Source organism: Kordiimonas laminariae (assembly GCF_023008165.1).
GTDB classification, from domain to species: domain Bacteria; phylum Pseudomonadota; class Alphaproteobacteria; order Sphingomonadales; family Kordiimonadaceae; genus Kordiimonas; species Kordiimonas laminariae.
Genome location: NZ_JAKQZA010000004.1, coordinates 224,493 through 236,589 on the forward strand (window position 1 = coordinate 224,493; position 12,097 = coordinate 236,589).

Here is a 12,097-nt window from a genome sequence, read left to right on the forward strand (position 1 = left end):
CCAAATCCGTGGAAGCAGCATTAAAGCAGGCACTTTCGGCAACTTCCGTTGCTGTTGAGAAAGTTCTGGACCCTATTCTGAGGGTACCGGATGGTCCTGAGGCAAAAGTATATGAGGCGATGCGACACGCTGTGTTTAACGGCGGTAAACGGCTTCGCCCGTTATTGGTTCTGGCGAGCGCTGAACTGTTTGGAGTTGAACGTTCCTGTGCGCTCCGCGTAGCGGCAGCTATTGAATGTGTTCACTGTTATTCGCTTGTGCATGATGATCTGCCTGCTATGGACGATGATGACTTGCGCCGCGGCAAGCCAACTGTTCATGTCGCGTTTGATGAAGCGACAGCTATTCTTGCGGGTGATGCACTTCTTACTATTGCTTTTGAAATTCTTTCTGATGAGAAAACTCATCCAGATCCACGTGTCCGCGTAGAACTTGTTAAAGCACTTTCAAAAGCTGCTGGAGCGGCGGGTATGGTTGGTGGCCAGATGATTGATCTATCCGCGGAAGATCATGATCTTTCCGAGCATGATGTGTTCCGCTTGCAGAATATGAAAACTGGCGCGCTGATTAGTTTTGCATCTGAGGCAGGAGCCATTATGGCGCGCGCCAGCAAACAAGCGCACGCCAGCCTACAGGGTTATGCCCGTGATGTGGGACTAGCGTTTCAGATTGCTGATGACCTTCTCGATGTGGAAGGTACAGAAGAAGAGGTTGGCAAGGCTGTTGGCAAAGATGAGGGGGCAGGGAAGGCAACTCTTGTGGGCATTCTGGGTATTGAACGCGCACGCCAGCAAGCCCAGATATTAGCAGATCAGGCTATTGATCATTTATCGGATTTCGACGATAAAGCCCTGCTTTTGCGTGCTGTGGCGCATTTTGCTATAAATCGTCGCACTTGATAGGCCCTAAGCAAAAGTAGTAATAATAAATATAAGCAGAGACGAAAAGATCGCTGCAATGAAGGATTGAAAGTTGAGCGTACGCCCCGATACACCTTTGCTGGATAAGGTTCCAACACCCGAAGAGCTTAGAAAACTGCCGAAAGAACAGCTACAGGAATTAGCTGATGAACTTCGTGCGGAGATGATTAGCGCTGTTTCAACGACTGGAGGCCATTTTGGGGCAGGCCTTGGTGTTGTTGAACTTACAGTAGCACTGCATTATGTGTTTAACACGCCGGAGGATCGTTTGATCTGGGATGTAGGTCATCAGGCCTATCCGCATAAAATTCTTACTGGTCGCCGCGATAAAATTCGCACCATTCGCCAGCCAGAAGGCCTTTCGCCTTTTACCAAGCGTGGTGAAAGCGATTACGATCCGTTCGGCGCAGGGCATTCATCAACGTCTATTAGTGCCGCACTTGGTATGGCTGTTGCCAACAAAATGGCTGACAAACCAGGTAAGGCTATCGCAGTTATTGGTGATGGTTCCATGAGTGCCGGTATGGCGTATGAAGCCATGAACAATGCCAAACAGGCTGGCAATCAGCTTGTTGTTATCTTGAATGATAATGATATGTCGATCGCCCCCGCTGTTGGTGGCTTGAGTGCATATCTCGCTAAAATCATCAGCTCCAAACCATTTATGGAAATGCGCGACTGGGGCAAGAAGATGATTGAGCTTCTACCACGCCCACTTGCTGATCGTGCCCGTCAGGCGGAGGAATATGCCCGCGGAATGGCAACAGGCGGTGGTACGCTGTTTGATGAACTTGGTTTCTATTATGTTGGCCCGATTGATGGCCACAATATGGATCACCTTTTGCCTGTGCTTGAGAATGTTCGCGATGCCATTGATGGTCCGATCCTTGTGCACGTGGTAACGGAAAAAGGTAAAGGCCATCCGTTTACTGAGCCTAATGTTGAAAAATACCATGCGGTGCCACAGTTTGATGTGGTGACAAAAGAGCGTAAGAAATCAACACCAAAAGCGCCAACTTACACCAATATCTTTGCTGAAGAACTTATCCATCAGGCTGGTAAGGATGATAAGATCGTAGCGATCACTGCTGCGATGCCATCTGGTACGGGGCTTGATAAATTTGAAAAAGCTTATCCAGACCGCATGTTCGATGTAGGCATTGCCGAGCAGCACGCTGTTACATTCGCGGCGGGTTTGGCAGCAGAAGGCTATAAGCCATTTGCAACTATTTATTCCACGTTCCTGCAGCGTGCCTATGACCAAGTAGTGCATGATGTAGCGGTACAAAAACTTCCTGTGCGCTTTGCTATTGACCGCGCTGGTCTCGTGGGTGCTGACGGCCCAACACACGCGGGCTCTTTTGATGTAACGTATCTTGCAAGCTTACCGCATATGGTGGTGATGGCAGCTGCTGATGAAGCTGAACTTAAGCATATGATTGCGACAGCAGCATCGATTGACGATCGTCCTTCTGCGGTACGTTACCCGCGCGGTGAAGGCCTCGGTGTTGAAGTTCCAGCGGAAGGTACTGTTCTCGAAATTGGTAAAGGCCGTATTGTTAAAAAAGGTACATTTGTTGCGATTGTTTCTCTTGGTGCACGCCTTGGCGAAGCATTAAAAGCTGCGGAAGACCTGGAAAGCCGAGGGCTTTCCACAACAGTGGCTGATGCTCGCTTCGCGAAGCCTGTTGATGAACAAATGCTGCGTGATTTGGCTGCAAGCCATGATCTGCTTCTAACAGTGGAAGAAGGTTCCATCGGCGGCTTCGGTGCACACGTGATGGATTTCCTTGCGGGTGAGGGCATCCTTGATGGGCACCTTAAGGTACGTGCGCTTAAGCTTCCAGATGCGTTCCAGGATCACGGTAAGCCAGATGACATGTATGAAGAAGCAGGCCTGAATGCTTCCGGTATTGTTGAAGCTGTTCTTAAGGCGCTTGGCCGTAATGATGTTGGGCGGTCTAAAACAGCAGCTGGCGCTGAATAACTGAAAGATACACCATGAGCGGAAAGACCCGTGCAGATGTAGCGCTCGTTGATCGCGGGCTTGTTGAATCGCGAGCCAAGGCGCAGGCGCTGATTATGGCGGGCGTTGTTTTCTCCGGCGAGATAAAAATCCTAAAAGCGGGCCAGCAAATCAAGGAAGGCCAAGCTCTTGAGGTGCGCGGAAAAGACCATGACTGGGTAAGCCGTGGTGGGCTTAAGCTTGAAAAAGGCCTTAAAGAATTTATTGTCGAACCAAGGGGTTACACAGTTATTGATGTAGGTTCTTCCACTGGCGGTTTTACAGATGTTTCGCTTCAGAATGGTGCAGAGAAAGTGTTCGCCGTTGATGTAGGCCACGGCCAGCTTGCCTGGAAACTACGAAATGATGACCGGGTTGTGGTGCTTGAACGCACAAATGCTCGCTATTTGACAGAGGAAGAAATCACCGAACCAGTTGATATGGTGGTGTGTGACGCCAGTTTTATTTCCCTTCGTACGGTGCTTCCAGCAGCCATGGGTTTTGTGAAACCGGGTGGTAAGCTGATTGCTCTTATTAAACCACAATTTGAAGTGGGCAAAGAGAATGTAGGCAAGGGCGGCGTGGTACGCGACCCGGCCCTTCACCAGATGGTATGTGATGAAACCCGCGATTGGCTTGATGGCCTTGAAGACTGGAACGCAGTCGGGATAACTGAAAGTCCCATCAAAGGACCTGAAGGTAATATTGAATTCCTGATTTATGGTGAGAAAATCGGTGGCTGATACACTTTCCATTGAAATTACATCTCTTGGTGCTCAGGGGGACGGTGTAGGCAGTAGCGGTGACGTGCCTGTTTATGTAGCAAACACCGTACCGGGTGATAAAGTCACTGCTGAAGTTCAAGAAACCAAGCGGAACGGCATTTACGCGGAGTTGGTGTCGATTAATGAGCCAAGCGTGCACCGTGTGGAGCCTGTTTGTAGCCACTTTGGCAAGTGTGGCGGATGCCAGCTTCAGTATCTGGAAAGCGATTTTTATAAAAACTGGGTGAAAGAACGCGCTGTTATGGCGCTCGCACATCACGGTTTTGGCGGATCATTAGTGCGTGACCCGGTTATTACGCCGGAAGGTAGCCGCAGACGCGTGGCGCTAAAGGCGCTTAAGCTTGGCAACAGTACTGTTCTCGGCTTTAACGCACATAAAAGCCACCAGATCATTGATCTTAAAGAATGTTTTGTTGCTCGACGTGAAATTACCAGCCTTCTGAAACCGCTTCGTAGCGTGCTCAATACAGTGCTTAAAGTGCGTAATCAGGCAGAAGTTCATTTAACTCAAACGGCTACTGGCATTGATATGCTTGTTGATGCGCCTATTGAGCTTGATCTGGCCGCGCGTGAAGCGCTTGTAGATTTCGCGAATGAACATGATTTAGCAGCGATCCACTGGCGTGATCAGGGCTTTCTTGATCCTGTGATCATCCGCCGCAATCCTGTAATGGATATGGCGGGCGCTATGGTAGGACTTAATCCTGCATCTTTCATTCAGGCGAGTGACGAGGGGGAAAATGCACTTGTCGCTGCAGTTGTTGAAGCATGCGAAGGATATGGCCGTGTGGCTGATCTTTTCTGCGGAATGGGCACTTTCACATTCCCTCTCGCCAAAGATCATCAGGTGTTAGCGGTTGAAGGCGCGAAGCAGCCGCTGGACAGCTTGCAGGCAGGTGCTAATTTTGCGACAGGCTTTAAGCAGATTATTGCCAAGCACAGAGATTTGTTCCGTAGGCCAATGACAGGTAAAGAACTCGCAGGGTTTGAAGCTGTTGTGTTCGATCCGCCAAGAGCTGGTGCAAAAGAACAAGCGCAGGAACTAGCAAACTCGGATGTGAAACGAATTGTAGCGGTTTCTTGCAACCCCAACACCTTTAGCCGTGATGCACGTTTTCTTGCGGATGGAGGCTATACGCTTGAATATGTGGTGCCGGTAGATCAATTTTTATGGTCACCGCATCTTGAGCTTGTTGGGGTGTTTACAAAATCCTAATTATTCAGGCTTTCGATAAATTCCTTTGCAATACGGGCGGATTCTTCCGGGATTTCTTCCATGGGTACATGACCTACACTATCAAAGGTAATGAGGGTACTGTTTGGCATGCGTTTATGCATTTCAATTCCGGCTTCGACTGGGATGAGCAGGTCTTTCTCCCCCCAAAGTAGAAGCGTGGGTAGGTTAATTTTTGAGACAGGCAGATCGCCACGATTTTCTCTATAGCTACCAAAACGTTTGCTGGTTGCCGCACGGTTGCCCGGCAGCCGGGCTAGTTCCCAATAACGATCAATCATTTCTTCGGTGATTTTGCTCTGGTCTACAAAACCTTTCTTCAAGCCTTCTTCCACAATGCTGCGCGGGGTGATGTTCAGTAATATCCAGTCTGTGTACCAACGGCCAGCAAGCTCAAAAGCGAGAGGGCGATCAACTTTGCTGCCTTCAGGGGCTGAAATACCAGCGGGATCAACGAGCACTAAGGCTTTCAAGTCCTGTGGGTACATAAGTGCATACTGCAGGCTGGTGCCGCCACCCATACTACTGCCGCCGATGATGAATTTATCAATATTCATTGCGGCTTTGAATTCTCGGAGGAAATTCACAAATGCGCCGTATGTATAGCTATCAGCAGGTGTTGGGCCCGTTAGCCCGTGGCCCGGTAGATCAACAGTATAAATCAAATAGTCGCTGCTGAGAATTTCAACCCAGTCTTCCCATGCATGAAGTGATGAATTGGACCCGTGAATAAGCACAAGGGTTTCACCATTTTCATTGCCTTGCTTCCTGTAGTGCGCATAAGCGCCTGATGGGAGTTCGATAAAATCAGAAGCACCAGTTGCGTATTTGTTAACCAGTTCGTGACGGGGGATATCTGGTGTCCAGAAAATAACCACTACTGCGCCAACGATTAAAATAAGAACTGCAAAGAGATATTTAAGAACCTGCTTCATACCTTCCCCCTATGAATAGAAGAAAGATTACACAGATTTCCTAAAAGCTCAAATTTGCTAGTAGGCTAACCGCATTGTGCGCGGTGCAGCATCATATGATCAGCAAGAACAATAGCCATCATCGCTTCAGCAATTGGTACAGCGCGGATACCAACACATGGATCATGACGACCTTTGGTTACCACATCAATGCTTTCACCGCTGCTGCTTACGCTCTTACGCGGTGTGAGGATAGAACTGGTTGGCTTTACAGAGAAACGAGCCACAATTGGCTGGCCTGTTGAAATACCGCCAAGGATACCACCTGCGTGGTTTGCCCCAAACACTGGTTTACCGTCAGGCCCAGGGTGCATTTCATCGGCGTTTTCTTCGCCGGTGAGGCAGGCTGCGTTCATGCCTTCGCCAATTTCAACGCCTTTTGCAGCATTAATGCTCATAAGGCCAGAAGCCAGATCAGCATCCAGCTTACTGTAAATTGGTGCACCCCAGCCAGCGGGAACACCCTCTGCAACCACTTCAACCACAGCGCCGATAGAACTGCCTGCTTTGCGAATAGCTTCCAGTTCAGTTGCCCATTCCTCGGCTGTTACAGGATCAGGACAGAAAAATGGGTTTTTCCGTACTTCATCCCAATCAAGCCGGTCGCGGTCAATTTTATGGCTACCCATTTGCACCATGCCAGCGCGGATTTTGATACCTTCGCCCAGCGCTTTTCTAGCGACAGCACCAGCTGCAACACGGGCAGCAGTCTCTCGCGCGCTTGAACGGCCACCACCACGGTAATCACGGATACCGTACTTGGTAGTGTAGGTATAATCAGCATGGCCCGGACGGTAGGTTTCAGCAATATTGCCGTAATCTTTTGAGCGCTGGTCTACATTTTCGATCATCAACTGAATTGGCGTGCCGGTGGTTTTGCCTTCAAATACACCGGAAAGGATTTTTACAGCGTCGGGTTCCCGGCGCTGCGTTGTATATTTGGATTGTCCTGGTTTACGTTCGTCCAGATACTTTTGGATATCGGCTTCTGAAAGGTCGAGCATTGGTGGCACGCCATCAACGGTGCAGCCAAGGGCAGGGCCGTGGCTTTCGCCCCAAGTGGTGAAGCGGAATAGTTTCCCAAAAGTATTGAACGACATAAAACTACTTAATCCAGAAGATTGATGAATTCTTTCATGTGTGCATCGTCATTAACCATGCATGTAGTGTTGAAACCAGCATCCACATAGTGTGTTTCGCCAGTAACACCGCTTGAAAGATCAGAAAGAAGATAAAGGCCAGAACCTGCTACATCATCAAGCGTGATGTTGCGGCGCAGTGGTGCGTTTGCTTCGTTGTATTTCAAAAGCATGCGGAAATCACCAACACCAGAAGCTGCCAGGGTTTTCATAGGGCCAGCTGAAAGTGTGTTTACGCGAATACCTTTTTCACCAAGGTCTTTCGCCATATAGCGTGTGCTTGCTTCAAGAGCAGCTTTGGCAACACCCATCACGTTATAGTGCGGGATTGCTTTCTGTGAACCATAATAGGAAAGGGTCAGCATGCTGCCGCCGTTTGCCATCATTTTTTCTGCGCGCTGGGCAACGGCTACGAAGCTGTAGGCAGAGATGTTCATTGTCATCAGGAAGTTATCAAGCGTTGTATCAACATAACGGCCGCGAAGCTCTGACTTGTCAGAATAACCAATCGCATGCACGATGAAATCGATATTATCCCATTTTTCTTTCAGCTTATCGAACATAGCATCAATAGATGCTCCGTCAGATACATCACATTCAGCGAGGAAATCAGAGCCAAGGGATCCAGCGAGTGGAGCAACACGTTTTTTCAGTGCTTCACCCTGGTATGAGAAAGCAAGCTCTGCGCCTTGTTCTGCACATGCTTTTGCAATGCCCCAAGCCATCGAGCGATCATTGGCAACGCCCATAATCAGCCCGCGTTTTCCTTCCATCAATTTTGTCATGACAGTCCCATTTATTGTTTCGGTTATCTGCTGTTTGATAATGTACACCAAGGGATTGATTGGTCAAACAGCATCAGATTCCGATTTTTCGCTTTCCGTATCGGAATCCTCAGTTTCATGAGGGGTTTTAATGCTATTTTTTTCAAAAGTATAGGCAGCATTAAGCTCTCCGCCCAAAATAAAGCCAATACTTATGAGAAAACAGAAAAGTTGTAGGATAACCACACCAGCGAGTGAACCGTAGGTTACGTCATAGTTTCCTGCATACTTCAGGTAAACCGAAAGACCTTTTGCTGTGCCAAAGAGCATAAGCAACGAAAATATGGTACCAGGCAGGTGAGAGGGCTTTTTTACTCTTCTTGGTGTAAGCGAAAAATAAGCAAAATGTAGCCCGAGCATCAATAGAAGGGGGCTGACCAGCAAGCTGAGATATCGCCATATTTCGTTAATGCCGTCTGTAGCGGCATCGGGAAACAGGCTTGTGAAAGCTTTAATAAGTGGCGGACCAAGTACAAGGGTAGACATTGCTGCAATAACGGCAATACCACCAAAGATAACCACACCAAGGCTTTCCAGGCGGCGAATAATGATAGAACGTGCGTATTCCTTGCCGTAGGCTTTGATTAGCACACCGCGTGCTGCTTCAACAACAGCGGCTGCTGTCCAGATAGCAAAAAGGATAGAACCTGTCAGGATTTCGCGGCCTGTGTTTTTCACAACGCCTTGAATAGGGCCATCAATTACCTTGGAAACTTCAGGTGGAAGTACATCCAGCATGAAGGCAATGCCTTCCAGACCGCGTTCTGTTTGCCCGAGAAAACCTGAAAGCGAGATTAAAAAGATAATGAAAGGAAACATGGAAAGCATGGTTAGGAAGGCCATGTTTCCCGCTGCTGCAAGTGCATCATTTTGCATAAAGAGCTTTAAGGCCCTTTGCCAGATATTCAGATGTTTTTTCAGCAGATCCATACAGCTTTATCCAAGCCCGGCTTTTTTCCGAATATTCTCACCGTGCTTTTTGCCCCATTCCTTAATCATGCGTTCCAGTTCCGCATCTCTTTCATTAGGTAGAGTGATTTTAAGAGACACATACATATTGCCAACGGTATCGCCTTTTTTCACACCTTTACCTTTAAGGCGCAAGCGTTTCCCCGTGCTGCTGTTCTTTGGAATGCGGATGGTTAGCCTGCCGCTCGGTGTAGGAACCTGAATATCACCGCCAAGCACTGCCTCATCAAGCGAGATAGGAAGCTCGAGGTGAATATCATTGCCTTCACGGGTATAATAGGGGTGATCAGCCACATGTACTTCGACAAGTGCATCACCTTTAGGAGCACCACCTACACCAGGGCCACCTTGGCCAGATAGTCTGATAACCTGCCCACTTTTAATACCTGCCGGGATTTTAATGTCCACATGGCGGTTATCATTCAGTTTAAGCCGACGGGTGCCGCCCTTGATCGCTTCTTCGAAGCCGATGGTTACTTCATAACTGATGTTCAGGCCTTGTGAGCGACCAGCGGATTTATAAGGGTTTGTTTTTGCGCTAGATGAACGCTTTTCTTTTTTGCCGCGACCAGTGAAGCTGAAAAAATCAGAAAAGATATCTTCCGCATCATCGAAGCCAAAAGAGCCGCGCCTGCGCGTGCCACCAGCAAATCCTGAGCCGCCGCCAAAGCCACCTTGTGGCCCGGAATGAACTCTTTGATTACCATTTTCATCAATTTCGCCGCGGTCATATTTCGCGCGCTGATCAGCATCGCCTAAAATATTATAGGCGGCAGAAACCTCTTTAAAGCGTTCAGCAATCTTCTGATCGTCTTTATTTCGGTCAGGATGGTATTTTTTTGCCAGGGACCGATAGGCTTTTTTAATTTCCTCGTCAGAGGCGCCCTTACTTATCCCCAATCGATTATATAGGTCGCTCATATATGCTGTATCAAACCGTAGAACTGATTACTTCGTACATCTCTATGCCCAATATAATAGGCTTATTGCCGCATACAATAAAATCATGCGACTTGCGCATTTTTTTTAAGCTATTAAATGTTAACGAGTGGTTACGAGGAGTTAGCATAAATGACACAAAAGATGGTTGCATTCGGGAAACCGTTTGAAACGCTTGCTGAATGGCTCAGTGAAGCGGAGAAAAAAGAACTGAATGATCCGACCGCTATGGCGCTTGCTACAGTGAACGAACGGGGTATGCCAAGTGTTCGTATGGTGCTTCTAAAAGGCGCAGATGAAAATGGCCTTGTGTTTTATACTAACCTTGAAAGCCGCAAGGGGCAGGAATTGAGAGCTAACCCTAATGCTGCTCTCTTGTTCCACTGGAAAAGCTTGAGACGGCAAATAAGGGTGGAAGGCGCTGTTGAGCCCGTTACACCTGAGGAAGCGGATATTTATTTTGCAAGCCGTGCGCGGGCAAGCCGTATTGGTGCGTGGGCGTCTAAGCAGTCGTCCGAGATGGAAGGTCGTTTCGAATTTGAAGCTGCGATCGCCAAATATACTGCCAAGTTCGGAGCGGGCGATATTCCACGCCCTGAATTCTGGTCAGGCTTTAGGTTGAAGCCGAAATATTTTGAATTCTGGAACGATAAGATGTTCCGTCTTCATGAACGCAAAACCTATACGCTTAATGATGATGAAAAGGGTTGGGAGCAAGGCGAGATTTATCCCTGATATTATTAGGTAATTCTATCAAATATGAATTTTTTCATGTTTTTGACTTTCCTCTGGATTGAACTAATTTCCTGTGAATATACTCATACGGAAACAGGGGAAGGGGAGTTCCGATGGATGATATTCAGTTTCTTGAAACTTCAGCAGATGTAATTGCTGAAAAGCTTGCAAAACAGCGTGCAGCCTATCTTGCTGAAGGGGGAGTTTCATCCGCGGTTCGGAAAGATCGCCTTCGCCGCGCGCAGGATTGCCTTTTTAATCATAAAGATGAGTTCATTAAATTAATTTCTGATGATTTTGGGAACCGCTCCGCTGAAACCACGTTGTTTGCTGATGTAGCGGCGAGCGCTGGCGCACTCCGTGACGCTATCAAGCATGTTGATCGGTGGATGAAGCCTTCTAAGCGTTCACTTCAGTTTCCGCTTGGCCTGTTGGGGGCAAAGGCTGCTGTTGTGCCGCAGCCAAAAGGCGTTGTTGGCCTTATCACCCCTTGGAACTTCCCGCTTACGATGGTTTTTGTGCCGCTTGCGCAGATGTTGGCTGCTGGTAACCGGGTGATGATCAAGCCGTCTGAAGCCACACCGCGCACATCAAAATTCCTCGCGGAAGTTGTTGCCAAATATTTTGATGAGACTGAAGTAACGGTAATTACGGGTTCAGTACCTACAAGTCAGGCCTTTTCAAGCCAACCATTTGACCACTTGATGTTCACGGGCGCACCGGCTGTGGGTAAACTGATTATGCGAGCAGCTAGCGAGAACCTTACGCCTGTAACGCTTGAACTTGGCGGTAAAAGCCCGGTTGTGGTGGGCAAAAGTGCTGATCTTTCTATGGTGGCGGAGCGTGTGGCGACCATGAAGCATATGAATGCGGGCCAGATCTGCCTTGCGCCAGATTATGTGAATATTGATAAAGCTCGGCGTGATGAATTTGTAGATGTTTACACCAAGAAGGTAGAAAGCATGTACCCGGCCATGCTTTCAAATGATCAATATACCTCTATCATCAGCAAGCGGCACCGGGAGCGTCTTGAAGGTTATATTGAAGATGCCCGCGAGAAGGGCGCAGATGTACGCATTATTAATCCAGCAGACGAGGATTTTGCTGGCCAAAATCAAGCCAACAAACTGCCTTCTGCCCTTATCCTCGATCCTTCTGAGAATATGAAGGTTATGCAGGAAGAAATTTTTGGCCCGATCTTACCTGTACGCACATATGAAAGCACAAGTGAAGTGATTGAGTATGTGAATGATCATGAACGCCCACTGGCTCTCTATTATTTCGGGCAGGATGCCGCGGAAGAGCATGAAGTGCTTACACGTACGACATCTGGCGGTGTAACAGTGAATGATGTTCTTTGGCACGGTGCCCATGAGACACTACCGTTCGGCGGAGTAGGTAACAGTGGTATTGGCCATTATCACGGTTATGAAGGTTTCCTTGAATTTAGCCACCAGAAATCCGTGCTCAAGCATCCAAAACTTAGTATTGGTAATCTGCTTGGGGTGGTGCCACCATATACGAGCAAACTTACCAAAAATATTGAGCGCCAATTGAAACGCTAGGGGGAATG

The 12,097-nt window shown here is 48.2% G+C and carries 11 protein-coding genes; 6 read left to right on the plus strand and 5 right to left on the minus strand.

All coding sequences use genetic code 11. From position 1 onward, the window contains the following. Positions 1 to 8 precede the first annotated feature (8 nt). From MF542_RS09665 to rlmD, 4 genes are all read left to right on the plus strand, one after another. The gene (locus MF542_RS09665; protein ID WP_247018554.1) at positions 9 to 899 is read left to right on the plus strand and encodes a polyprenyl synthetase family protein; all 891 of its coding nucleotides are present in this window, start codon (positions 9 to 11) and stop codon (positions 897 to 899) included. A 73-nt stretch (positions 900 to 972) separates the two neighbouring features. After that, complete coding sequence (gene dxs / locus MF542_RS09670; RefSeq protein ID WP_247018556.1) at positions 973 to 2,907, plus strand: 1-deoxy-D-xylulose-5-phosphate synthase; 1,935 nt, start codon at positions 973 to 975, stop codon at positions 2,905 to 2,907. A gap of 14 nt (positions 2,908 to 2,921) precedes the next feature. Continuing rightward, the gene (locus MF542_RS09675; RefSeq protein WP_247018559.1) at positions 2,922 to 3,668 is read left to right on the plus strand and encodes a TlyA family RNA methyltransferase; all 747 of its coding nucleotides are present in this window, start codon (positions 2,922 to 2,924) and stop codon (positions 3,666 to 3,668) included. After that, positions 3,661 to 4,926 carry a 23S rRNA (uracil(1939)-C(5))-methyltransferase RlmD gene (rlmD, locus tag MF542_RS09680; RefSeq protein ID WP_247018561.1) on the plus strand — a complete coding sequence of 422 codons (1,266 nt, stop codon included), beginning with the start codon at positions 3,661 to 3,663 and terminating at the stop codon, positions 4,924 to 4,926. The genes MF542_RS09675 and rlmD overlap by 8 nt, the downstream gene beginning before the upstream one ends. On the opposite strand, the gene MF542_RS09685 is transcribed toward rlmD, so the two are convergent. The 5 genes from MF542_RS09685 to MF542_RS09705 all read right to left on the minus strand — a co-directional run bounded on the left by MF542_RS09685 (position 4,923) and on the right by MF542_RS09705 (position 9,771). After that, the gene (locus MF542_RS09685; protein WP_247018562.1) at positions 4,923 to 5,879 is read right to left on the minus strand and encodes an alpha/beta fold hydrolase; all 957 of its coding nucleotides are present in this window, start codon (positions 5,877 to 5,879) and stop codon (positions 4,923 to 4,925) included. The genes rlmD and MF542_RS09685 overlap by 4 nt on opposite strands. Positions 5,880 to 5,944: 65 nt before the next feature. Further along, positions 5,945 to 7,018, minus strand: coding sequence for a chorismate synthase (aroC, locus tag MF542_RS09690; protein WP_247018564.1), 1,074 nt, complete (start codon positions 7,016 to 7,018; stop codon positions 5,945 to 5,947). Between the two features lie 8 nt (positions 7,019 to 7,026). Continuing rightward, positions 7,027 to 7,842 (minus strand): enoyl-ACP reductase FabI, encoded by an 816-nt coding sequence (locus MF542_RS09695; protein WP_247018566.1) that lies wholly within the window; start codon positions 7,840 to 7,842, stop codon positions 7,027 to 7,029. Positions 7,843 to 7,905: 63 nt separating this feature from the next. Further along, a complete protein-coding gene (locus MF542_RS09700; protein WP_247018568.1) occupies positions 7,906 to 8,811 on the minus strand; it encodes a YihY/virulence factor BrkB family protein in 906 nt (301 codons plus the stop codon). A gap of 6 nt (positions 8,812 to 8,817) precedes the next feature. After that, the gene (locus MF542_RS09705) at positions 8,818 to 9,771 is read right to left on the minus strand and encodes a DnaJ C-terminal domain-containing protein (protein ID WP_247018570.1); all 954 of its coding nucleotides are present in this window, start codon (positions 9,769 to 9,771) and stop codon (positions 8,818 to 8,820) included. 150 nt (positions 9,772 to 9,921) lie between these two features. Between MF542_RS09705 and pdxH the strand changes: the two genes are divergently transcribed. Together pdxH and MF542_RS09715 are read left to right on the plus strand one after the other, a co-directional pair. Continuing rightward, positions 9,922 to 10,524 carry a pyridoxamine 5'-phosphate oxidase gene (gene pdxH, locus MF542_RS09710; RefSeq protein WP_247018572.1) on the plus strand — a complete coding sequence of 201 codons (603 nt, stop codon included), beginning with the start codon at positions 9,922 to 9,924 and terminating at the stop codon, positions 10,522 to 10,524. A gap of 113 nt (positions 10,525 to 10,637) precedes the next feature. Then, complete coding sequence (locus MF542_RS09715; protein WP_247018574.1) at positions 10,638 to 12,089, plus strand: coniferyl aldehyde dehydrogenase; 1,452 nt, start codon at positions 10,638 to 10,640, stop codon at positions 12,087 to 12,089. The last annotated feature ends 8 nt before the right edge of the window (positions 12,090 to 12,097 follow it).

Excerpts from the sequence above, each read along its gene's own strand:
- MF542_RS09715 (WP_247018574.1), top strand. The coding sequence starts at position 10,638 with ATGGATGATATTCAGTTTCTTGAAACTTCAGCAGATGTAATTGCTGAA.
- MF542_RS09705 (WP_247018570.1), bottom strand. The coding sequence starts at position 9,771 with ATGAGCGACCTATATAATCGATTGGGGATAAGTAAGGGCGCCTCTGAC.
- MF542_RS09700 (WP_247018568.1), bottom strand. The coding sequence starts at position 8,811 with ATGGATCTGCTGAAAAAACATCTGAATATCTGGCAAAGGGCCTTAAAG.
- pdxH (WP_247018572.1), top strand. The coding sequence starts at position 9,922 with ATGACACAAAAGATGGTTGCATTCGGGAAACCGTTTGAAACGCTTGCT.
- aroC (WP_247018564.1), bottom strand. The coding sequence starts at position 7,018 with ATGTCGTTCAATACTTTTGGGAAACTATTCCGCTTCACCACTTGGGGC.
- MF542_RS09675 (WP_247018559.1), top strand. The coding sequence starts at position 2,922 with ATGAGCGGAAAGACCCGTGCAGATGTAGCGCTCGTTGATCGCGGGCTT.
- MF542_RS09695 (WP_247018566.1), bottom strand. The coding sequence starts at position 7,842 with ATGACAAAATTGATGGAAGGAAAACGCGGGCTGATTATGGGCGTTGCC.
- MF542_RS09685 (WP_247018562.1), bottom strand. The coding sequence starts at position 5,879 with ATGAAGCAGGTTCTTAAATATCTCTTTGCAGTTCTTATTTTAATCGTT.